Origin of the sequence: Flavobacterium sp. MR2016-29, assembly GCF_015350695.1 — a bacterium.
In the GTDB taxonomy this organism is placed as follows: domain Bacteria; phylum Bacteroidota; class Bacteroidia; order Flavobacteriales; family Flavobacteriaceae; genus Flavobacterium.
In genome coordinates this window covers 334,882-356,963 of the sequence record NZ_JADKPU010000002.1, presented here as the reverse complement: position 1 = coordinate 356,963, position 22,082 = coordinate 334,882, and the positions used below count along the sequence as shown (strand labels likewise).

The window sequence follows — 22,082 nt, the reverse complement described above, 5'->3', positions numbered from 1 at the left end:
TTTTATTGTTTTGCTAAAACGGTTTTCATCTGTCCGTTTGCAATTTCTTCATTATTTAAAAAAGTTGCAATATTAACCAAAGTAATTCCGGCAAATTCTTGTAAAATCGTAATAGTTGATTGAATTGTATCGTTGGTTTTTGGCAGTTTTTTAATTTCAATTTCTTTGATAGAACCAATATATCCGGTAGGAGCAATTTCGTTTTTCAAAAAAAACTGATATCCTGTATGCAACGCAACAGACTGCGCCATATGTTCGATTAAGCCTGCTTCTAAAAAAGTGTTTTCCTCTACAAAAATATTGTCGTTCTTAATTTTCAAACCTGCAACCAATGAAGTTTCAGAATAAGAAAATAGGCGATCTACCATTACAAAAGGAAACTTTTGAGGCAGAAGATTTTCGACAGCTTCTTTTTCTAAGAGAATTTCAGTTTCCATTAGCAAACTGTTAAATAAGCATAAGCAAATGAAAACCTGCCGCTTTCAGGAACAGACAATAAAATACGTTCTCCTTTTTTTAATTTTCCTGAGTTTATTAATTCTTCAAGTGCAATATAAATCGAAGCAGAACCCACGTTACCCACTCTCAAAAGATTCATAAACCATTTTTCATCGGTAAGTACAATTCCTTTTTCGTTCAATCCTTTTTTTAGTCCTTCAACAAAAAAGTGAGAAGAAACGTGTGGTAAAAAATAGTCAACATCTTGTGCAGTAATATTATGCTTTGCCATCGCATCGCTCATACTTTCTACGCCTTTTGGCAAAATAAATTCATCAAGCAGTTTTACGTCTTGTTTTACGGCAAACACAGATTCCTTAAGCCATTGTTCTGGATGGTAATCGCTCCAAGGCTGGATTTCGCCATTTTCTAATTTATCGCCGCCGGCGTACATACACGTTTCTAATTCGAACGCGTATGAATATGCTTCCATCCATTCTATTTTTAAAGAAATGCCGTTGTTGCTTGGTTTATTTTCTAATAAAAAAGCACCAGCGCCGTCCGATAACATCCAACGCAGAAAATCTTTTTTGAAAGCAATAATGGGCTGTTCTTCAAGGTTTTTTAAATTGATGATTTCATGCTTATATTTTGGAGATGAAAGCCAAGTCGAAACTTTTTCTGATCCTGTGCAGATCGCGTTTTTAGAATTTCCTGATCGAATCGAAAGAAAACCATATTTCAATGCGTTCATTCCAGAACAGCAAATACCCATAGACGAATTTAATTCTACGGATCTGTTTTTTAATAAACCGTGAACCATTGCAGCATGCGACGGTGCCAAAACGTCTGGCGACGAAGTACCGCAAGAAAGAACCTCTACATCTTGATCTGTAAAGTTTTCATCAAACAATTGTACAATTGCATTTCGGGTTAATTCAGCATTGGTATGTGTGCTTTTTCCTGTTTTGTCTACGGCGTAGTATCGGCTTGTAATTTTATTATTTCGCAAAATAATACGTCTTGCTTTTGAGGCAGTATCATTTATTAGGCCTAAGTAAGCTTCCATTTCATCATTTGAAACAGCTTCATTTGGCAAATATTTTGCAGCTCTGGTAATATATACGTCAAACATAATTTAATCCTTCTTCTAAACTCCTTGATAATATCGAGTTTCTTTTTTTATGGTTTTCAACTTAAATGGGTAGGTAATAAGGTGCAATATATACACTATTGGCGAGATTAGCCATATTGCAAGCAATAAATAAACATTAAATACTTTAAGAAGCATTTTTCTGTTTTTTTGATTTTTATGGATGATATTAGACCACTTATTAAAAATTTTGTTAGCTGTTTTGTCAACAGTAACCAAATAAGAACTGATTTTTACGGCGCCTAATGCTGTTAATTTTGGTTGTAAATCTTCTAATTTATTTTGTTCAAATTGCGAAAGTATCGCTTCTCCAAATTTATCAGATTCTTGAATGTCTTTATCAGAAACTCCCGGCAGTGGAAAAAATCCCAAATACCTTTTCTTTACTCCAGAAAACATCCAATGTACAATTGTTATTACACTGATTAAATTTCCAACGCGATCTACCAAAGCAACATTTCCCACCAATTTTGCATTCGCATCACGCAATAAAACTTTTACTTTTTCCTGCGCCATAATCCACATGTTTCTTGAACCATTTATGGTAACGACAGGCGTGTGGTTTAAGATAGTTTTAGCTTCGGCACTTTTTAGAAAAGAGTTCATCGGAATTGAAGGCGATAAAAACCAAACCTGATAATGCAAAAGAACTAAATCGAATTTTGTATTCAAAATTTCTTCAGAAACAGGTTTTAAAGCTGTCGGAATCTGTAGAAATGATTCTGGAAAAGCCTCAAAAAAAGAAGCTTTGTCCCACGGAAAAGGAAAAGGTTTTTCTAATTGAATTTCGTGAAAAGTTACTTTTATTTCATCTGAATTTAAAAACGGTTTTGCAATATTTCGTGCAATCGATTCTAGTTGTCCAGACTGAGAATAATAAATAACGAGAACATTTTTCATTTGGTTGAAAGTCTTTGGTTGCTAGCAAAAATAAGTATTTTTATTTAAATGAATTTTCTTAATTTGTCTGTTCGTTTTGTGTGAATCCAATCTGGCCAAGTTGAAGCATCTTCAGCATCATAAATTCGGATTTTTTGATTTTTATCTTCAATTAATAAATCGTCAGAGGTACATCCTAAAATCATTGCAGCTGCCGCAACGCCAGAATATGTAGCGCCGGCAACACCGTGAGACAGCGTACAAGCGCCACAGAGAAATAGATTTTCAATTTCGGTTTTGTTTTTATAGGAAAAGGGACCAACTTGATTTAGTGTTTTTTCAGTTCCGTAGACATTTCCTTTTGTCGAATTTATATAAAACTCGTTGGTTTTTGGAGTTCCTAATTCGGCTTGAATGACGTGCTGTTTGGCATTCGGAATTATCTTTTCGAGATTGTTCATCAGTTTATCTATAATCTTTTCTTTAAACTTTTTATAGTCTTCATTATGATAATCTTCTAAACCATTAAAATCTTTTAGATGATCGTAATTCACATACGTTACAATTTCAAAATTATGATATCGTCCGTTAAAACTTGCTGGATCTTTGAGCGTGGTACAGCTCATAAAAATAGAAGGGAATGAATCTCCAGTGGCAATTGTATCGCTCATTAAATGTTCAAAATTAGCATCGTCGTTTTCATCTTTCATCATCCAGATATTTCCGGAATCAATTCCGTAGAGTGTTACATCTATATCTAGAGTCAAAAATAAAATGAGAGAAGTAACAGAATATTTCGTTTTGTCCAGTTTTTTAAGAAGCGATTTACTTAAATGTTTCTTATCTATTAAATTTAAATAAGTAATGGAAGGATCTGCATTTGAAACAATATTTTTGGCCAATATTTCTTCTCCATTTTCAAGCCTTATGCCAATAGCTTTGTTATGATCGACAATGATTTTGCTTACATTTTGTTTGATTCTTATTTCACCGCCATTTCTCTTTATGCTGTTAGTCATGGCTTTTACGATACCGCCACCACCTCCCATTGGGTAAAAACCACCGTCAAAATAATGGTTCATTACGGAACAATGTACCGGAAAACAGGCTCGGCTTGGAGAAAGTCCGTGATCGCCGCACTGAATATTCAGAACAGCTTTTAGCATTGGATCTTTAACATGCCATCCAATTACTTTTTTTAAAGGGAATAAGGCAAATTTTCCAAAATGCTTCGTTCGAAACGGAACGGTAATATTTTGCCAGAAACCTTTTAATTTAGGAATAAGCTGCAGTTCATAACTCACTTTCTGAACAAGTGAAAGATATTCTTTTATGTTTTTTTCTTCGTGCGGAAAATGAGCAGAAAGTATTTTTTTAAGATTATCGAGGCCTGCCGGAAGATCGAAAGTTTCGTTTCCAATGAGACAATGCTCATAGGCATTTTTATTCATTCGGAAAAAAACCATGTCATTGGCAATTCCCAAACCGCGATACAATTCGTTAGTTGATTGTCCTTCTTCCAGAAGTCCTACATAATGAACGCCGGGACTAAAACGTTGTCCTTTTAAGGTAAAACTATGACTCCAGCCTCCAGGAACATAATGTTGTTCGAGTACCAAAACTTTTTGTCCTGCTCTTGCCAGACATATTGCAGTTGCCAATCCACCTACTCCTGAACCTATAATAATCGTATCAAACTCCTGCATACTTTGCTTTAAGAATTGCTAAAGTATAAAAGAACGATTTTAAATGATATTATTTTACTTTATTTTTAATTGATTCCAAAAATCAAAATAATTAAACCATTGCAGCGGATATTTTTCCAGCATCGATTCTAAACTTTCGATATAGGCTTTTAGTAAACCTTTTTCATCACGGTGTTTGACTACAGCTTCGCGTGCGTATAAGTGATAGTGTAAGTTGGGTTCTTTCATTACATAAACAAAAACTACAGGAACTTTTAATCTGGAAGCAATTAAAAATGGACCGGCAGGAAAGTGGGCTTCCTGACCTAGAATTTTATCAGATAGAGATTTTGTGCCTTCAAAATAACGGTCGCCAGTGAAACAAACCAACTCGTTGTTTGCCAAAGCGGCGTTGATCTCAAAAATATGCGATAAATCGTCTCTGATAATAATAAATTTTACGCTTGATTTTTTGGTGACGCTTTCTAAATAATTTTTAATAGCAGAATGCTCTAAATCTGTAGTGACTAAATTGATCTGAAAATCAAGATCAATTTCGCCAAAAAAATGCTCGGCGATTTCAAAATTTCCAATGTGGGCACTAATCAGGACACCGCCTTTTTTCTCTGCCAAAAGTCTTTTCAGGATATCAATTCCGTCAAATTCATAGGTGAATTTATTCCGCATTCCTGCAGAAATGGAAATTTTATCAATAATGGTTTGCCCAAAAGTAAAGTAACTTTTGAAAACCATTTTTTTAGCTTTGAAATTGGAGTACTGCAGTCTTTCTTTAAAATAATAAGAAATGGCTTTGTTGCTTTTCTTTAGAAATAAAAAATAATAAGAAGCAACAAAATAAAGTAAAACATAGGCAGCCCTTATACCTGCTTTTTGTATTAAAAAAACAAATATTCTATACCCTAAAACAGTTCCTTTTGATTTGCCATCCCATTGACTCATTAAGCAGCTTTAGCTTTTAATTTGTTTTCAATGAGATCGTAAAAGTTTTGAAAAGAAGCAATTCCAACGAAATCAACTTCAACCAGCTTTACACCAAAGTTAGCTTCAATAGAAACTACCAAATCTACATAGTCTAAGCTATCTAATCCAAGTGTGTCTTTCAAATTAGCATCCGGTTCAATGTCATCATTGTCAACTTCAAATTCATCAACCAAAAAACCATTAATTTTTGCTATTATCTCTTCTTTATTCATCATTCAGTTTAAACTTTTTAACAACCAACGCAGAGTTGGTTCCTCCGAATCCGAAGGAATTGGACAAAAATATGTCAAATTTTTTGTTTAAAGTAGTTTTGACCAAATTTAATTTAGAAGCATCTTCATCTGGATTTTCCAAATTGATGTTTGGCGCTATAAAATCGTTTTGCATCATGAGGATAGAATAGATCACTTCGCTGGCTCCAGCCATCCAACATTCGTGGCCAGTCATTGATTTTGTAGAACTTACGTACGGATTTTTTTCTCCAAAAACTTCAAAAATTGCTTTTGCTTCATTACCGTCTCCAACCGGAGTTGAAGTAGCGTGTGCATTAATATATTCGATGTCATTTGCTTTTAATTGAGCATCATCAAGCGCTCGTTGCATGGCTATAGACGGGCCTTCAACGTTTGGTGTTGAAATATGACCGCCGTTTGATGAGAATCCGTAACCCACAACTTCAGCAATAATATTTGCGCCTCTTGCAATGGCAGATTCGTAACTTTCGAGAATTAAAGTGGCACCGCCGCCACTCGGAATCAATCCGTCACGATCAGCATCAAAAGGTCGAGAAGCTTTTTCCGGATCATTTTCTCTAGAAGAAAAAACACCCAAACCATCAAAACTGCTCATTGCATATTTGTTGATTTCTTGTGCGCCTCCGCAGATAATAATATCCTGAAAACCACTTTTTATTAAGAAATAAGCCAATCCAATAGAATGTGAACCGCTCGCGCAGGCCGCACTTATCGTAAGATTGATGCCTCGAAGTTTAAAAATCGTTGAAAGATTCATCGTAACGGTAGAATTCATCGATTTAAAAATCGCTCCAGAACCAATTAAAGCGGTGTCTTTTTTCTCACGAACAATATCTGTGGCATCAATAATTGCTTTAGAAACACTGTCATTTCCGTACATAATACCCACTTCGCGATTGTCAAAAAAGGCATCATCGATATTGGCATTTTTCAAAGCTTCGATTGTAGCCATATAAGCATACTCGGTTTCTTCACCAATGCTCATACGCTGTCTTCGCGTCAATAAATTTTTAAGATCTGGTTTCGGAACCACTCCTGTTAAGGCAGATTGAAAACCAAATTCTTTTCTATCAGAATCAAACTGAATACCAGATTTTCCGTTGTATAAAGATTCCTTTACTTCATCTAAAGAAGTTCCGATACAAGAATAAATTCCCATTCCAGTAATTACAACTCTTTTATTCATCGTCTTTCAAGTAATTTTTTATCCGTTACGTGTAATTTTTAAACACATAGAAACACAGCTTTTGTAACTCAAAAAAGGCATTTCACTTATTTTAAATTAAGATAGTTTTCTATGTGAAAAGAAATGTATTTCTTTTTTGTATTCTTTATTCCATAGAAAATCTAGGTCTCTATGTGTTAGAATTTTAAGAATATATTCCTCCGTTTATATTAATAATTTCTCCGGTAATATAACTCGATTTTTTAGAAATCAAAAAGCTTACCAAATCTGCTACTTCTTCGGCTTCGCCAAAACGATTTACCGGAATAAGTTTTAATAATTCTTTTTCGTCTAATTGGCTCGTCATATCCGTTCTAATAAAACCTGGTGCAACGGCATTAACTGTAATATTTCTTTTGGCAACTTCTTGCGCCAATGCTTTTGTAGCAGCAACAATCGCGCCTTTTGCCGCAGAATAATTGGTTTGTCCTGCAGTTCCTTTTACTCCAGAAACCGAAACCATGTTTACAATTCGGCCATATTTATTTCGAAGCATTTTTTGAATAAAAAACTGCGTTACATTAAAAAACCCGTTTAAACTTGTGTTCACAACGCCGTTCCAGTCTTCGGGAGTCATCCACATAAAAAGACCATCTTTTGTAATTCCGGCATTGTTTACAATTGCTTCTACAATGGCACTAGGATTTTCTTCCTGCCATTTATTTAAAACAGTTTGAACTTCTTCAAAATTAGAAACATCAAAACCTAAAATTTCTCCTTTTCCGCCTAATCTCTGTACTTCAAGAAGTGTTTCTTCAGCAGCAGTTTTATTGGAGTGGTAGTTAATCAGAATATGATAGTCGGCATCAACGGCTAATTTTTTACAAATAGCACTTCCAATTCCTCTTGAACCGCCTGTTACTAATACACATTTCATTATATATATGGAATTTATTTTTATTGGAAATAAAAGCTATTTCTTCTTTTTAGCTGTTGTTTTGGTTGCTGTTTTTGCCGGTTTTGTTTCTGGTTTTGGTTTTTCAGCAGGAGTTTCAGCTATTTCTCTTTTTTCTGTTTTTGAAAATAGTTCAGCATTGTCAAACCATTGGTTGCTTAATACGGTTCCGTCTGGTTTAAGAAACCCCCATTTTCCTTCATTTTTTACTCTTGCAACGCCATCAATAAATCCTTTATCTTGTTGCGTAAACATAGCAATTAGTGCATTTGCAGTAATACCGTATTGTGTAGGGATTACTAATTTTCCAGATTCATTTATAAATCCCCAATTGCTTTCTTTTATCGGAGCCAAACCGTTTGTACTGAAAACTTCTGCATCATTATAAGTTGGCGGAATAACAAATTCTGCTTTTGGATTTATATACCCCCATTTTGAACCCACTTGTACTGGTGCTAAATTTTTAGAGAAAGCTTTTCCTTTATCGTAAATAGGAAGAATTACCCAATTTCCTTTTATATCAATGTAGCCAATTTTTCCGTTTTTCTTGGCAAATGTCAAATCTTGAGTTTCAAAATCCCAGATTTTTTCTGCACCGTCTACAGGAATAAATTTCCCTGCATTTACAAGTCCGAAAGTTTTATCTTTTCTGGCCCAAGTTGTATTTTTAAAATAGCCTCCAATTTCATCATAAACAGGTTCTACTAATTCTTTGCCGGCAGTATTAATAATTCCCCATTTTTTATTGCTTTCCACTCTTGCATATCCATTTTCAAAAGACTTGATCTGATCGTATTTTGGCTCTAAAACAACGGTCATTTTGTTGTTGATCAATCCTACTTTATTGTTTTGTCTAAAGAAAGCAACACCATCATTAAAATCAAATAATTTATCAGAAGCCGGTGCTTTTTGAATCTCACCTTTTGTATTAATATAAACCCACTCTTTGTCTTTTTGTACAATTGCAATACCGCTGTTAAAATCTTTGGCATCTTTAAAATCAGCCGGAATTATCCAAGTTCCTTTAGCATCTATAAATCCCCATTTTCCGCCATTTTCAACAGCAGCCAAACCTTCAGAAAAACTTCTGGCAGCTTTATATTGAGGTTCAATTTTAAAAGAGCCGTCTTTAGCAAGATATCCAAATTTTGAATTCTTTTTAACTAAGGCCAGTTCTTGACTATTAACGAATTGAATGAGTAATAACAATAAAAAAAGTAGTGATTTTTTCATGGATTTAAGATTCAAAATTAATATAATCGGTTTAACTATTTATAAGGTAATCTTTTACTTGTTGAACAAACGGATACATTACCTGATCTTCCTTAAATTCTGGAATTATATTTCGAACATCGCCGTACCATTTTTTAGTAACCGATGAAATTTTATTTTTTTGAGCTAAATAGTCAATTGCCTGAACAATCGTAATCATTTCAATTGCTAATACTTCAAAAGCATTTTCGATAACTTTTGATGTAATCACTGCGGCATTTGTTCCCATACTTACAATGTCTTGATTGTCATTGTTATTTGGAATTGAATGAACATACATTGGGTTCGAGAGCATCTGGCTTTCTGCAGTTGTTGAGGTTGCGGTGAACTGAACACCCTGCATTCCGAAATTAAATCCTAAAGTTCCTAAATTCACGAATGGAGGAAGAATTTCGTTGATTTTTGAATTCAATAAATAATTCAATTGACGTTCTGCCAGCATCGTTAATTTCGTAATAACAATTTTCAGTTTATCCATTTCAAGTGAAATATAATCACCGTGGAAATTTCCTCCGTGGTAAACATGTTTGTTTTTTACGTCGATAATTGGGTTGTCGTTTGCTGAGTTAAATTCGTCTTCTAAAATCGAAGCAACATTATTAATCGTTTCTAAAACCGGTCCAAGAATTTGGGGCACACATCTTAATGAATAATATTCCTGAACTTTTTCTTTAAAAATTTCTTCTGTATTTTCTCCAGAATATAAATGATCTTCTCTTTTGCGGATCAAAGTACTGTCAGAAAGATTTTGTCTCATTCTTAAAGCTACTTCCTGTTGTCCTTTATGTCTTTTGGTTTGATTTAATTCTTCAGAAAAATGATCATCATAAGCCTGCACCAATTCGTTTATAGCACAAGAACATTTTAGAGACCAATCTAATAATTTGTTAGCGTGATGCACATTTACAACGCCAATTCCGGTCATTACAGAAGTTCCGTTGATTAAAGCCAATCCTTCTCTGATTTCTACCTGAATTGGTTTTAATCCTTCAATTTCAAAAACTTCAGGAGTTGGTCTTCTGTCGCCTTTATAAAAAACTTCGCCTTCGCCAATTAAAACTAAAGCTAAATGAGATAATTGAACTAAGTCACCGCTGGCACCAACACCGCCATGTTCAAAGATTAAAGGCGTAATATCTCTGTTGATTAATTCTGCCATCAAATGAATTACAGAAGGATGAACTCCAGAATTTCCTAATGAAAGCGTATTCAAACGAGCCAAAATGGCCGCTTTTGCACAAACCGGACTTAAAGGTTTTCCGGTTCCCGAAGAGTGGCTTCTAATTAAATTATATTGCAGCTGAATTTGGTCTGACTCTTTAATTCGATATTGAGCCATTGGTCCAAAACCAGTATTTACACCGTATATTATTTTATTTCCTGAAAATTCTTTCAGAAAATTAAAGCTTTCGTTTACTCGATTTAGAACTACATCGCTGATGGTAACTTTGTTATTGCCAAAAATTATAGACTCGAATTCTGCTAAACTTAGATATTCATTAATTGTATTCATTAAATTGTTTTTGGTTGTGCTAATTTAATTTTATTTATCAAAATAAATGTAGTTATTTTGATAAGCGCAAATGTAAGTTAATAATCGATAACATTTTTATTATGACAAAGGAGTTTGTTGATGTTTTGGTGATCGGTGCAGGACCTTCGGGATGCGTTTCGGCATCTTATCTTCATAAAAATAACATTAAGATAAAAGTAGTAGAAAAAGCTAGATTTCCACGGCTTGTGGTAGGCGAAAGCCTAATTCCGCGAGTGATGGATCATTTTGCCGAAGCTGAACTTTTTGAAAGCCTCGATGCGATGAATTTCGAGAAAAAATTAGGTGCTCGTTTTATTAGGGGAGAAGAAATTTGTGTTTTCGATTTCAGTCAGAAATTTGGCGAAGGCTGGGATTGGACTTGGCAAGTACCGCGTGCTGATTTTGATAACACGATGGCGGAAGAAGTAATTAGAAAAGGAATTGATTTAGAATTTGAAACAGAAGTTTTGGAAGTTTCTTTTGAAGGAAAAAATTCTAAAACCATTGTAAAAGATGCAGCCGGAAATTTAAAAGAAATTCACGCTAAATTTATTATTGATTCTAGCGGATACGGACGCGTTTTGCCGAGACTTTTAGACTTGGATACGCCGTCGAAACTTGATCCTCATTCTTCGATTTTTACACATGTAAAAGATATTAATCGCCCGGAAGGCGAGGAAGGAACGCAGATTTCATTCGATATTCTGGAAACGGAAGTTTGGTTATGGGTAATTCCGTTTTCTAATGGAAATACAAGTTTAGGTGTTGTAGGGCCAACGGATTTTATCAATTCGCTTTCTGAAAATAAAGACAATGCGGAAGCTTTGAAAAATGCAATTCAGAAGTCTGATTATTATATCAAAAGATTTAAAGGAACGGAATTTTTATTTGAACCGGTAAAACTCGAAAATTATTCAAGAGCCGTTAAAAGAATGTACGGAGATGGTTTTGCTTTGACTGGAAACAGTTCTGAATTTCTAGATCCGGTTTTTTCTTCTGGAGTTGCTTTTGCGACAGAATCTGGAATGCTTGCAGCGAAATTATACATTAAGGAAGCGCAGGGAATTGAAGTAGATTGGGAAACTGAATTTACCGATTATATGAAAAGAGGAATTGCTGTTTTTACCACTTACGTGAAAGAATGGTACACTGGAAACCTTCAGACTTTGTTTTTCCATCAGCCTGAAAATCCAGATGTCAAAGAAAAAATTTGTTCCGTTTTAGCAGGTTATGTTTGGAATGAAGAAAATCCGTTTGTCAAAAAACATGATCACGTGATCAAGAATATGGCGTATTTATTGAATATGCAGAAAGAACAAAGTCAGTCCTGAGTGATCAGGACTTTTTTTGTGGTTTATTTGAATTTTTTAAATAATGATTTTCAGTTTTTATATCTTTCTCTATTCAAAATAACATAAACAACGCTTAACTTTAAGGTGGCGTAATTGTTGATTTAATGGATAAATTAAACTTTAAAGTTGCTTTTTTGGTTTTAAACAAGTAATTTTGCAGTGATTATTAAAATCATTAGTATGTCTCATAAAGCAAGTGTCATATCTTTTTTACAGGAACTTAAGCAAATAATAAAGACATGGGATATATTTTTTATAGATAGAGCTAAAAATAGTATACAAGATTTAGCAGATATTGGAATCACAGCCAACTCGAGAAAAGAAATAATTGCTCAATTAGAAGTTGAGGATTATAGTGAAGGTCCTCTACCTGAAACACAATTTAATGGAAAAGAATTGTGGATTTTCGGAAAAATAATAAAAACCCAAGACGTTTACATCAAGCTTACTTTGTCCAAAAGTACCAATAATGCGATCTGTATTTCATTTCATAAAGCAGATCATCCTATAAAATTTCCATATAAAATCAAATAGAAGAATTATGAAAAGTCCAATTACAGGTAAAGAAATGACCTTACAAACCAATAAAAAAAGTGTGGTTTTCCGTAAAGAAGAGTTTGAATATTTTCATTTGAGTTATTATTGTGAAGATAGTCAGGAATCATTTACGACAACAGAAATAGACGAGTTAAATCTAAATCAAGTTTATAATCAATATAGAGATAAACATAATATTCTCTTTGCAGATGAAATTCTAAGTATTAGGGAAAAGTATGGATTATCTGCAAATAAAATGTCTCAAATACTGGGATTTGGAGCAAATAGCTATAGGAACTATGAAAAAGGAGAGGTTCCAAGTATGGCAAATGCTAATCTAATTCAAACTATTTCTAATAACTCTATTGTTTTTAAAGATTTAGTTTTAAGAAGTACAGATTTAGAAGACTTTGAAAAAAGTAAAATATTAGTAAAAATAGATGCTGCTATAGAACTAGAATCAGAAACAAATGATGAAAACAAGTTCGTCAGCATGCTCTTTCAAAATATGCTTCCGGATGTTTTTTCAGGTTATAGAAAACCAAATATTCAAAAATTATCGGAAATGGTTGTTTATTTTACAGAAAAACTTTTACCAACTGTAACTATGATGAACAAATTATTGTTCTACGCAGACTTTTTAAATTATAAAAAATCGGGATATTCAATAAGTGGAACTAGGTATATGGCTCATAATTATGGACCTGTTCCTGTAAGATTTAACGGAATATTTGATTATATGACAAATAAAAAAATTGTTGATTTGCAAACTGAATTTTATGGTGACTATACTGGAGAGAAATTTATTTCTTCTCCTACTAAAAACTTTAATTCTGAATTATTTAATGAAATTGAATTAGAATCATTAGAAGAAGTCGTGGTGAAATTTAAAAATTGTAATGCAAGTCAAATTAAAGACATTAGTCATAAAGAAAAAGCATGGATTGAAAATGAAAAGGGGAAAAATAAAATTAATTATAATTATGGATTTGATTTAATTCATATTTAAATTATAATGAATTAGATGTTTAGAAGGATTTTCAAATACGTTATTTTTAAGGTAATATAGATTATTAAAAATAAAAAGAGGATATCAAATTGATATCCTCTTTTTGTCTTCAAAAAATAATATAGTAAAAAATTATACTACCAGAATTTAACGTACAATGCCACAATAATCAATAATGTAATTACGATTAAAACTGTAGTTTGTGGTTTTACTTTAAACATTTCAGCGTCTATTTCGAACGCTTTAGGATTTACTTTTGGTCCTGCAAAACTGATTCCGATCATAGCCAGCATTGTAAAGAAGAATGATAATCCCATACAAATGTGGAAAGGAATTTCGAAAGCACCTTTTCCGTTTGGATAAGCAGTATATAACAATGTTTCGTTTCCGAACAACATTGGAGCATATTCGTTGAATAATACTGACAATACAAATCCTAAAATCACCCCTACAATAGCGGCAGTTCCGGTCGTTCTTTTCCAGAACATACCAAGGAAAAACATTGCAAAAACTCCAGGGCTGATAAATCCAGTGTATTTTTGAATGTAGGTAAATCCACCAACACCGCCAATTCCTAAGATGTCATTCCATGTAAATAAAACAGCTAAAAGCATTGCAGCAAAAACAGCAATTCTACCAATGTTTACTTGTTGTTTTTCGCCAGCTTCTTTTTGAATGTATTTTTTATGAATATCTAAAGTATAAATAGTCGAGATACTGTTTACTTTTCCAGCTAATGAAGCTACAATTGCAGCAGTCAAAGCCGCTACAGAAAGTCCTTTTAAACCTGTTGGCAAGAAAGTTAATACTGCGGAGTACGCTCCATCTTTTCCTCCAACTAATTGTGGTAAATGTCCATTTTCATATAGAACAAAAGCAGCAATACCAGGCAGCATTACGATTAATGGCATTAATAATTTTAACATTCCAGCAAATAAAATACCTGTACGAGCCGTTTGTAAATCGGCACCAAGAGCTCTTTGCGTGATGTATTGGTTACATCCCCAATAGTTTAAGTTGATGATCCAGATACCGGCAAGGTAAGACATCAAACCTGGGAAAGTCAAATATTTGTCGATTTCAAGCTGAGATGAATTTGCAGTTGGTTTCGGGATAATCATTTTGAAATGCTCAGGAGCCTCTCTCATTAAAACTTTGAAACCAGCAATTGCATTTTCGCCTACTCCAAAATATTGTCCAACAGTTGTTAAGGCAATGTATGAAGTTACTAAACCTCCTATAATTAAAACGGCAACTTGAATAACGTCTGTATAAGCAACAACCTTCATTCCTCCTAAAGAGATAAACAAAGCAAATATTGCCAATCCGATCATGATCACGTGAAGATATTCACCGCCTGCAAGTCCGTTAATAGCAACAGCTCCTAAATAAAGGATAGAAGTTAAATTTACAAAAACATACAGAAACAACCAGAAAACTGCCATAATCAAAGCAGTAGATTCGTTGTAACGTGTTTTTAAGAATTGAGGCATTGTGTAAATCTTATTTTTAAGATATACAGGAATAAACCAAACCGCTACAATAATTAAGGCAACAGCAGCAAGCCATTCGTAAGCAGCAACAGCGATTCCTAAAAAGAAACCTTCACCGCTCATTCCGATAAATTGTTCAGCAGAAATATTTGAAGCAATCAAAGAAGCTCCAATAGCCCACCAAGTTAAATTTCCTTCAGCCAAAAAGTAAGCTTTAGCATCTTGCTCGTCTTGTTTACGTTTTCGATAAACAGTATAACCGTAGACCGAAACTACGATGAAATAAATAATAAAAACCGCATAATCTGCGAAAGCGAGGTTCTGGTTCATTGTTAGTAGTATTTTAAAGGTGATTGTTTGTTTATTTGGTTTTGAAATCATTTTTTAAGACAATTCCTAACCTGGTTTTTTTATTGTTTTATCTGGATTAAAATATGATATCTGTTTTTATTCTGTTATTTTTTTATGAAAATAAGAACGAAAGCCAAAAGTAAAATAAAATTCTATATCTGCACCATCAACAAATGTGTTTTTTACATTTATAAGCAGTTTGTTATGTTAAATTTTACTTTTGTCTTAATATCTGCTTTTTTATCCAGCATATTTTTAAATGCTTTTGTAATGCACTTCTGATTGCTGTCTTAAAATTTCGGCACTTTTCTCAGGTGTAATATCACGCTGCGATTCGCCTAACATTTCATAACCGACCATAAATTTTTTAACCGTGGCGGATCTCAATAAAGGCGGGTAAAAATGCATATGAAAATGCCATTCAGGATGTTCTAATCCATCTGTTGGAGCTTGGTGAATTCCAGATGAGTAGGGAAAAGAAGTGCTGAATAAATTATCGTATTTTGTTGTAAGCTGTTTTAAAATCTTAGCAAATGATTTTGTTTCTTCTGGTGTTAAATCAGTGATTTTACCAAAAGCTCTTTTGCTCAAAATCATAGTTTCGTAAGGCCAGATTGCCCAGAACGGAACTAATGCCACAAAATGATCGTTTTCGATTACAATGCGTTCTCCTGATCTTAATTCAGCCTGAAGATAATCTTCAAGAAGAGTTCTTTTGTTTTTGTCAAAATAAGCTTTTAGGCTGTTTTGTGTTTTTTCAACTTGTGTTGGCAATGACGACTGCGCCCAGATTTGTCCGTGCGGATGCGGGTTGCTGCAGCCCATCACGCTTCCTTTATTTTCAAAAATCTGAACGTGATTAATATATTTGATATTCCCTAAATCGGTATATTCTTTTTGCCAAGTTCTAATAATGTTTTCAATACCATCAAGTTCCATTTCAGGTAAAGTAAGATCGTGTCGTGGCGAAAAACAAACCACTCTCGAAATTCCTTGTTCTGGTTTTGCTTTAAAGAAAGTATGTTTAATATCTTCTTCAAAAATAATTTCGTCTTGCTTCATTGCAGCAAAATCATTTTCAAAAACAAAGCTGCTTTCGTATTTTGGATTATTCATTCCGTTTGCACGAACGTTTCCTGGACATAAGTAACAGGTTGGGTCGTACTTTGGCAATGTTTCTGTTGTTATGGTTTCATTTTGCCCTTGCCAAGGACGTTTTGAACGATGAGGTGAAACCAAAACCCATTCGTTAATTAAAGGGTTGAAGCGCCTGTGCGGATCTTCGTTAATGTCAAAATTTTTCATTGTAATTTGTTGTGGTATTAAAGTAGTGTTGTTCCATTTGAGATTTTTACATCATAGAATTTTAATTCAATTCCAAATGTATCTAAATAAAGATTTGAAAACTTACTTTTTACCTCATTTTCATTACCTTTTTTTATTAAATTTATAGTGCATCCGCCAAAACCCCCGCCCATTAAGCGTGAACCAATTATAGCATCGTCAGCTTTTGCGGTATCTACAAGCATATCTAACTCTTCGCAGCTCACTTCATATTCTTTCGATAAACCGTAATGTGTTTCGAAAAGCAATTGTCCTAAAAGTTCGATGTTTCCGTTGTCTAAAGCTTCGCATGCTTTTATTACGCGGTTAATTTCTTTTACAACAAAATGAACTCTTTTAAAAACTGTTGGAGTAAATTGATCCTGAATACTTAAAAGCTGTTCTTCAGTACAATCTCTGAAACTTTTAACTTCTGAAAAATGGTTTTTGATGATTGCCAAACCTTGTTCACATTCAATTCTTCTCGTATTATATTCAGATGTAAAAAGCGAATGTTTTACGTTGCTGTCAAATAAAATCAAAGAATAATCTTTGAAATCGGCATTGTGATATTCAAAATCCAAGGTGTTGCAATCCAGTTTTATTACTTTATTTTCAAGTCCGTGTACGCTTGAAAATTGATCCATAATACCACAGTTAATTCCAACCCAGTGCTCTGCTTTTTGTCCTAATAGGGCAATGTCAACTTTTTCAATTTTTAAATCGAAAAGTTCTTTTATCCCGAAAAGCATGCCGCATTCTAAAGCTGCTGAAGAAGATAATCCAGAACCAACCGGAATATTACTGCTGAAAACACAATTGAAACCTTCAAAAGAAAATCCGTTATCTTGTAATTGTTTAATAACGCCACGAATATAATTTGTCCATACGGCATCATTCAATTCGATTTTTTGAGTCAAATCGATTTCAAATTCTTCGTTTAAATCAATGGCGATTATTTTAGATTCTGTGGTATTGTTTTTCTCAAAAGCAAAACAAATTACTTTGTCAATTGCAGCGGGCAAAACGTAACCGTCGTTGTAATCAATATGTTCTCCAATAATGTTGATTCTACCTGGAGAAAGCACAATTTTTTGAGGAGAAGATCCAAAAGATTTCTCAAAAAAGGCTGTGGTGTTTTGTATTAAAATGTCATTCATTATTTTGTAATTGTAATAGTGTTGTCTTTTAATTTTTCTGAAGTTGCTTTTAAAATTATTTTCTTTTTTAAATCTTTAGTTTTAAGAACAATCGTTGCAATTCCGGCTTCTGCCTTTACTGGATTTTGACCAATAATTTCAGCATTTCCTTCGCTTAAAACGAAAGTTACCTCGTTTGTTGCTGTTGGAATAACCGTTCCTTTTGCATCAGTAATTTTAGCATAAACAAAAACCATATCCGGAAATTCTGAATTAATTTGTTTTGAAGAAAGGTCATAATTCAACTCGATTTTCGAAGCTGTTTCTGGCGTTTTTACACTATTTGAAACCACTTTTTTACCGTTAATAAAACCTTCTGCGCGCAATGTTCCCGCTTTAAATACGGGTACTTTAAAAATAAAAGGTGCATGTTCTAATTTGTCGCTGTTTGTATGTAAAGCTGGTTTTTCTTTAGCAACTAAAATATCATTTAAGTATAAAGCGACTTCATCGCAATTGCTGTAAACTGTAATGTTTAACGGCGATTCTGGTGTCCAGAAATTGGCAATATTTACTGTTGGTCCAGATACTAATTTTTTATCTAAAATTACACTGGCATCTCTCTGACTCTGATAAAAGTAATAAGCAAATTTTGGAATTCTGAAAATATCACTGATTCCAGAACTTTCTAAATCCGGACTGTAACCACGGTTGTAATCGAACATAACCCAGTTTGCTTCTCCAATAGTTTGGTTTCCTTTTCTATTAGAATTAGAAGCTTCTTGAAAATTGTATGCTTGCTGTAAAAGTCTTTTTTCGCCAGCGCTTCTTAATTGTCTTGAAGTTCTTTCCTCTTCTTTTAAATTGGCAAATTCGGTTTGATTGAAACCTGCGTTTTGCGCATAGTATTCCCAATCGCCATATTCTGCAATGAAAATTTTACGATTTCCTTTGTTGTATTTTGTCCAATAATCGGGTGCTTTTGCGTGCTGGCGCGCTGGAATAAACAAATCGTAATTTTCGTTATCAATCCAGCTGGCGCTGTAGTTGTGATCAAAAGGCAATTCTTCTTTTAAGGTTTTGGTTGCTGTTGCCATAAATGCAGCAGACATGTCTGTTTCATTCAATGAAGCTTCCCAAAAAACAATACTCGGATGATTTCGATCTCTTCTCGCCATATCGCGAATGTCCTGATAAGCACTTTTTTGAAAAGTTTCGCCGCCAAAAAACTGCCAGCCCGTTAAGCTGTTCATAACTAAAATTCCCAATTCGTCGCAGGCATTTAGAAAAGCTTCTGCATGCGGATAATGCGACATACGAACAAAATCAAAACCTGCATTTTTAATTTTTACAGCATCGCGATATTGCGCTTCATCAGAAATGGCATATCCCAAATACGGATATTCCTGATGCTCGTTTGTTCCTGTAATGTATATTTTTTCGTCGTTTAAATAATAACCATCAGCTTTTAATTCTGATTTTCTAATTCCGATTTTTTCTGAATAAGAATCAACGACTTTATTATTCGAAAGAATTTGAACTTCCAATTGATATAAATTTGGACTATAAATCGACCATAATTTTGGATTTGCAACCGAAATATTTTGAGTTAAAACCAAATCTGAATCCGGTTTAACCGAAAAATTATTTGATTTATATGCTGTTTTCTTGCCTTTATTATCGGTTAATATAAATTTTAAACTGGCATTTTGTTCTGCTTCAAATTCATTTTTTAAATGAACCTGAATCGTTCCTGAAGCTTCATTTTTGTTTATGGTTTTAAAGTTCACATAAATTCCTCCGCTGGCCACTTTATTAGCATTTACAGCATCTGTAATGTATAATTTTGATGTTGTAATTAAATACACATTTCTGTAAATTCCGCCATAATAATTAAAGTCTAAGTCTTTTAAAGGTTTTCCAGGCAAGAAATCCGGATTGTCTTCATTATTGACTTTTACTTTAATAATATTTTCATTATTGGCATTCAAATACGGCGTAACGTCAACCGTAAAGGGTAAATAACCGCCTTTATGGTTTGTTACTTTTTTATCATTAATCCAAACATCTGCTTCCTGCATTACGCCTTCAAAATAAATAAAGGCTTTTTGATCTTTTGAAATGTTTGTTCTGAATTTTTTCTGATACCAAGAAATGCCTTGAAATTGTTTTATAACTACTAATTTCTCAAGTCGCGCGGTATGCGGAATTGTAACTTTTTCCCAATCTTGAGCTGGAGTTTCTTCTCTTTTAAATTCCCAATCGGCACCAAAATTTACTTTTGTACGCGATTGTGCCTGCGCTCTTCCAAACGAAAAGTTCAGGAGAAATAAGAAGAATATGGATTTAAAAATAAGTTTCATTTTCTTTTTTTTTCTTTCACCATTAAAACATTAATCTTAACCGTAAAATTTAATTGTTATTTATTCTTTAAAAGCATCCAATGCCGGTGAAGGTTTTCCGTCAGAAAGCCAAGCGCTTAATTGATAACCGCTCCAGCTTTTTTCGCCTTCCGGTTCCCAATATATTACGCCTAAACCTTTATTATTCGGAACACTTTTTACTGCTTTTATCGTAGCTTCGAGCATTTCTTTTGTGTTTTGCACTAAAGTATAATCACCGCCAACTTCTACAACCATAACTTCTTTATTGTATCGCGAAGCCATGTCTTTTAAATTATTTTCTAAATCTAAAATGGTACTTTGGTAATCGGTTTTAATCCAGTACGGATAATAGGACAAACCAATTACGTCGTATTTTACATTATTTGCCGTTGCTTTATCAAAAAACCATCTAAATTTTTCGCTCTTATTTCCTTCATCCAAATGAACCACAACTTTTATTTTTGGGTCAATCGCTTTTGTCGCGTCATAACCTTTATTAAGCAATTGTGCGAGCTGACTAAAATTATCGGTGCTTCCTTCCGGCCAAAGCATACCGCCCGGAATTTCGTTGCCAACCTGAACCCATTCTGGCGTAACTCCAGCTTTTTTCAAAAGTGTTAAAACGTCGAAAGTGTGATTGTAAACATCGTTCAGCAATTCAGGAAAAGAGTGTTTTTCCCAAGCTGCAGGTTTTTTTTGTTTAGCCGGATCGGCCCAAGAGTCGCTGTAATGAAAATCTATCATAATACGCATTCCCATTTTTTTAGCTCGAACCGCCATAACAACTGTTTCTTCGGGACTGCAGTGACCGCTCGCTTTATCGTTATTCGGGTTTACCCAAACTCTTAAGCGAATGGTGTTTATACCACGGTCTTTTAATAATTGAAGACAATCTTTTGGAGAACCGTCGCTATCATAAAATTTATAGCCAGTTGCTTCCATTTGTGGCAGCCAGCCCACATCAGCTCCTTTTGCAAAACCTTTTTCGTCTGATTTTGAGTCCGGAGTATCTTTTGTAGTACTGCACGAAACCAAAACAGCAAGAGCAAAAAGAAAGAATATGCTATTTACTTTTTTCATAAATTCTATTTTATATTTTCAAATTTATAAACCGTTGTCTGCTGATATTCTTCGCCTTTTTTCAAAACCGAATTTGGAAAATGCGGCTGATTTGGAGCATCTGGAAAATTTTGTGTTTCAAAACAAATGCCGCTTGTTTTATTATAATTTGCGTTTTCTTTTCCTTTTAGAGTATCAAAACAATTTCCGCCTACATAAATATGAACGCTTGGCTGATCTGTGTAAACGCTCATTTTTAAATTAGTTTCTGAACTGAATAATTGTGCAATAATTTCTTTGGAAGGCTCAATAACAAATGAATTGTCTATTGAAGACGGACAGTTTTTAGGTTTTCTAAAATCGAAATTATGCCCGGTAAGATCTGTGAATTTTCCGGTAGGAATATTATCTGAATCCGTTTCTAATATTTTATCAGAAACAATTACCATTTCTTGATCTAAAACAGACGAACCGTGACCGTTGAGGTTAAAATAACTGTGATGTGTTAAATTGATAACGGTATCTTCAGTTGTTGTTGCTTTATATTCTAGTTTTAATTCGTTTTCGTCTGTCAAAGTATACGTTAGATAAACGTGTAATTCTCCGGGAAAATTTTCGTCTAAATTTTCACTCAAAAGTCCAAAAGTTATCGATGGATTGTCGCCGCCGGCTAGATCCGTTACATTCCAAACTTTTTTCCCAAAACCAACATTGCCGCCGTGCAAAGTATTTCCGTTGTTGTTTCCTGCCAGTTGAAATGTTTTGCCGTTTAAAGTAAAAGTTCCTTTATTGATTCTTCCTGCGTAACGTCCAATTGTGGTTCCAAAATAAGGAGGACTTGGCAAATTATAAGATTGTAAGTAAGATTCTAAAGTATCAAAACCTAAAACAACATCGATCAGTTTTCCGTTTGTGGACGGAATTTTTAGCGAAGTTACTGTCGCTCCATAATTGATAATCTGAACTTTTATTCCGTTTTTATTTGTTAATTCGAAAGAATGAATTTCTTCGTTATCAGACAACAAACCAAATAATTTGCAATTAGATTGGTCTTGTAAATGCGATATATGTTTTATTTTCATACTATTTTTACCAAAA

The 22,082-nt window shown here is 33.8% G+C and carries 19 protein-coding genes; 3 read left to right on the top strand and 16 right to left on the bottom strand.

Annotated elements, in window-relative coordinates; translation table 11 throughout:
• Window positions 1-2 precede the first annotated feature (2 nt).
• The 10 genes from IR010_RS07435 to hutH all read right to left on the bottom strand — a co-directional run bounded on the left by IR010_RS07435 (window position 3) and on the right by hutH (window position 10,316).
• A complete protein-coding gene (locus tag IR010_RS07435; protein ID WP_029271431.1) occupies window positions 3-437 on the bottom strand; it encodes a hypothetical protein in 435 nt (144 codons plus the stop codon).
• Window positions 437-1,573, bottom strand: coding sequence for a beta-ketoacyl-ACP synthase III (locus tag IR010_RS07430; protein WP_194567668.1), 1,137 nt, complete (start codon window positions 1,571-1,573; stop codon window positions 437-439). The genes IR010_RS07435 and IR010_RS07430 overlap by 1 nt, the downstream gene beginning before the upstream one ends.
• 15 nt (window positions 1,574-1,588) lie before the next feature.
• Window positions 1,589-2,491 carry a dialkylrecorsinol condensing enzyme DarA gene (locus IR010_RS07425; RefSeq protein WP_194567671.1) on the bottom strand — a complete coding sequence of 301 codons (903 nt, stop codon included), beginning with the start codon at window positions 2,489-2,491 and terminating at the stop codon, window positions 1,589-1,591.
• A gap of 44 nt (window positions 2,492-2,535) precedes the next feature.
• Entirely contained in the window at window positions 2,536-4,176 is a 1,641-nt protein-coding gene (locus tag IR010_RS07420) for a phytoene desaturase family protein (protein ID WP_194602838.1), read from the bottom strand.
• Window positions 4,177-4,230: 54 nt separating this feature from the next.
• The gene (locus IR010_RS07415; protein ID WP_194567675.1) at window positions 4,231-5,115 is read right to left on the bottom strand and encodes a lipid A biosynthesis acyltransferase; all 885 of its coding nucleotides are present in this window, start codon (window positions 5,113-5,115) and stop codon (window positions 4,231-4,233) included.
• Window positions 5,115-5,369, bottom strand: coding sequence for an acyl carrier protein (locus IR010_RS07410; RefSeq protein ID WP_029271436.1), 255 nt, complete (start codon window positions 5,367-5,369; stop codon window positions 5,115-5,117). Before IR010_RS07410 ends, IR010_RS07415 begins: the two co-directional genes overlap by 1 nt.
• The gene (locus IR010_RS07405; RefSeq protein ID WP_029271437.1) at window positions 5,362-6,597 is read right to left on the bottom strand and encodes a beta-ketoacyl-[acyl-carrier-protein] synthase family protein; all 1,236 of its coding nucleotides are present in this window, start codon (window positions 6,595-6,597) and stop codon (window positions 5,362-5,364) included. The genes IR010_RS07410 and IR010_RS07405 overlap by 8 nt, the downstream gene beginning before the upstream one ends.
• Window positions 6,598-6,781: 184 nt before the next feature.
• Window positions 6,782-7,513 (bottom strand): 3-oxoacyl-ACP reductase FabG, encoded by a 732-nt coding sequence (gene fabG / locus IR010_RS07400; protein ID WP_029271438.1) that lies wholly within the window; start codon window positions 7,511-7,513, stop codon window positions 6,782-6,784.
• Window positions 7,514-7,549: 36 nt separating this feature from the next.
• Complete coding sequence (locus IR010_RS07395) at window positions 7,550-8,764, bottom strand: WG repeat-containing protein (RefSeq protein WP_194567679.1); 1,215 nt, start codon at window positions 8,762-8,764, stop codon at window positions 7,550-7,552.
• A 31-nt stretch (window positions 8,765-8,795) separates the two neighbouring features.
• The gene (gene hutH / locus IR010_RS07390; protein WP_029271440.1) at window positions 8,796-10,316 is read right to left on the bottom strand and encodes a histidine ammonia-lyase; all 1,521 of its coding nucleotides are present in this window, start codon (window positions 10,314-10,316) and stop codon (window positions 8,796-8,798) included.
• A gap of 101 nt (window positions 10,317-10,417) precedes the next feature.
• Here hutH and IR010_RS07385 point away from each other — a divergent pair, with 101 nt between their 5' ends.
• The 3 genes from IR010_RS07385 to IR010_RS07375 all read left to right on the top strand — a co-directional run bounded on the left by IR010_RS07385 (window position 10,418) and on the right by IR010_RS07375 (window position 13,235).
• Window positions 10,418-11,668: an NAD(P)/FAD-dependent oxidoreductase gene (locus tag IR010_RS07385; protein ID WP_194567681.1), complete on the top strand. Its 1,251-nt coding sequence runs from the start codon at window positions 10,418-10,420 to the stop codon at window positions 11,666-11,668.
• A gap of 201 nt (window positions 11,669-11,869) precedes the next feature.
• Window positions 11,870-12,223: a type II toxin-antitoxin system MqsR family toxin gene (locus IR010_RS07380; RefSeq protein ID WP_194567689.1), complete on the top strand. Its 354-nt coding sequence runs from the start codon at window positions 11,870-11,872 to the stop codon at window positions 12,221-12,223.
• Window positions 12,224-12,230: 7 nt separating this feature from the next.
• Window positions 12,231-13,235, top strand: a complete 1,005-nt coding sequence (locus IR010_RS07375) for a type II TA system antitoxin MqsA family protein (protein WP_194602835.1) — start codon at window positions 12,231-12,233, stop codon at window positions 13,233-13,235.
• A 137-nt stretch (window positions 13,236-13,372) separates the two neighbouring features.
• On the opposite strand, the gene IR010_RS07370 is transcribed toward IR010_RS07375, so the two are convergent.
• From IR010_RS07370 to IR010_RS07345, 6 genes are all read right to left on the bottom strand, one after another.
• The gene (locus IR010_RS07370) at window positions 13,373-15,058 is read right to left on the bottom strand and encodes a sodium/sugar symporter (protein WP_029271442.1); all 1,686 of its coding nucleotides are present in this window, start codon (window positions 15,056-15,058) and stop codon (window positions 13,373-13,375) included.
• 276 nt (window positions 15,059-15,334) lie between these two features.
• Window positions 15,335-16,384: a UDP-glucose--hexose-1-phosphate uridylyltransferase gene (locus IR010_RS07365; RefSeq protein WP_029271443.1), complete on the bottom strand. Its 1,050-nt coding sequence runs from the start codon at window positions 16,382-16,384 to the stop codon at window positions 15,335-15,337.
• Between the two features lie 17 nt (window positions 16,385-16,401).
• The gene (galK, locus tag IR010_RS07360) at window positions 16,402-17,562 is read right to left on the bottom strand and encodes a galactokinase (RefSeq protein ID WP_194602832.1); all 1,161 of its coding nucleotides are present in this window, start codon (window positions 17,560-17,562) and stop codon (window positions 16,402-16,404) included.
• Window positions 17,562-19,904, bottom strand: a complete 2,343-nt coding sequence (locus IR010_RS07355; RefSeq protein ID WP_194602829.1) for a glycoside hydrolase family 2 TIM barrel-domain containing protein — start codon at window positions 19,902-19,904, stop codon at window positions 17,562-17,564. Before IR010_RS07355 ends, galK begins: the two co-directional genes overlap by 1 nt.
• A gap of 60 nt (window positions 19,905-19,964) precedes the next feature.
• Complete coding sequence (locus tag IR010_RS07350) at window positions 19,965-21,005, bottom strand: arabinogalactan endo-beta-1,4-galactanase (protein WP_029271446.1); 1,041 nt, start codon at window positions 21,003-21,005, stop codon at window positions 19,965-19,967.
• Between the two features lie 5 nt (window positions 21,006-21,010).
• Window positions 21,011-22,066: an aldose epimerase family protein gene (locus IR010_RS07345; RefSeq protein WP_194602826.1), complete on the bottom strand. Its 1,056-nt coding sequence runs from the start codon at window positions 22,064-22,066 to the stop codon at window positions 21,011-21,013.
• Between the last annotated feature and the right edge of the window lie 16 nt (window positions 22,067-22,082).

What these genes read in the sequence shown, in the direction of transcription:
- IR010_RS07435 (WP_029271431.1), bottom strand. Translation starts at nt 437, where the DNA reads ATGGAAACTGAAATTCTCTTAGAAAAAGAAGCTGTCGAAAATCTTCTG.
- IR010_RS07430 (WP_194567668.1), bottom strand. Translation starts at nt 1,573, where the DNA reads ATGTTTGACGTATATATTACCAGAGCTGCAAAATATTTGCCAAATGAA.
- IR010_RS07425 (WP_194567671.1), bottom strand. Translation starts at nt 2,491, where the DNA reads ATGAAAAATGTTCTCGTTATTTATTATTCTCAGTCTGGACAACTAGAA.
- IR010_RS07420 (WP_194602838.1), bottom strand. Translation starts at nt 4,176, where the DNA reads ATGCAGGAGTTTGATACGATTATTATAGGTTCAGGAGTAGGTGGATTG.
- IR010_RS07415 (WP_194567675.1), bottom strand. Translation starts at nt 5,115, where the DNA reads ATGAGTCAATGGGATGGCAAATCAAAAGGAACTGTTTTAGGGTATAGA.
- IR010_RS07410 (WP_029271436.1), bottom strand. Translation starts at nt 5,369, where the DNA reads ATGAATAAAGAAGAGATAATAGCAAAAATTAATGGTTTTTTGGTTGAT.
- IR010_RS07405 (WP_029271437.1), bottom strand. Translation starts at nt 6,597, where the DNA reads ATGAATAAAAGAGTTGTAATTACTGGAATGGGAATTTATTCTTGTATC.
- fabG (WP_029271438.1), bottom strand. Translation starts at nt 7,513, where the DNA reads ATGAAATGTGTATTAGTAACAGGCGGTTCAAGAGGAATTGGAAGTGCT.
- IR010_RS07395 (WP_194567679.1), bottom strand. Translation starts at nt 8,764, where the DNA reads ATGAAAAAATCACTACTTTTTTTATTGTTATTACTCATTCAATTCGTT.
- hutH (WP_029271440.1), bottom strand. Translation starts at nt 10,316, where the DNA reads ATGAATACAATTAATGAATATCTAAGTTTAGCAGAATTCGAGTCTATA.
- IR010_RS07385 (WP_194567681.1), top strand. Translation starts at nt 10,418, where the DNA reads ATGACAAAGGAGTTTGTTGATGTTTTGGTGATCGGTGCAGGACCTTCG.
- IR010_RS07380 (WP_194567689.1), top strand. Translation starts at nt 11,870, where the DNA reads ATGTCTCATAAAGCAAGTGTCATATCTTTTTTACAGGAACTTAAGCAA.
- IR010_RS07375 (WP_194602835.1), top strand. Translation starts at nt 12,231, where the DNA reads ATGAAAAGTCCAATTACAGGTAAAGAAATGACCTTACAAACCAATAAA.
- IR010_RS07370 (WP_029271442.1), bottom strand. Translation starts at nt 15,058, where the DNA reads ATGAACCAGAACCTCGCTTTCGCAGATTATGCGGTTTTTATTATTTAT.
- IR010_RS07365 (WP_029271443.1), bottom strand. Translation starts at nt 16,384, where the DNA reads ATGAAAAATTTTGACATTAACGAAGATCCGCACAGGCGCTTCAACCCT.
- galK (WP_194602832.1), bottom strand. Translation starts at nt 17,562, where the DNA reads ATGAATGACATTTTAATACAAAACACCACAGCCTTTTTTGAGAAATCT.
- IR010_RS07355 (WP_194602829.1), bottom strand. Translation starts at nt 19,904, where the DNA reads ATGAAACTTATTTTTAAATCCATATTCTTCTTATTTCTCCTGAACTTT.
- IR010_RS07350 (WP_029271446.1), bottom strand. Translation starts at nt 21,005, where the DNA reads ATGAAAAAAGTAAATAGCATATTCTTTCTTTTTGCTCTTGCTGTTTTG.
- IR010_RS07345 (WP_194602826.1), bottom strand. Translation starts at nt 22,066, where the DNA reads ATGAAAATAAAACATATATCGCATTTACAAGACCAATCTAATTGCAAA.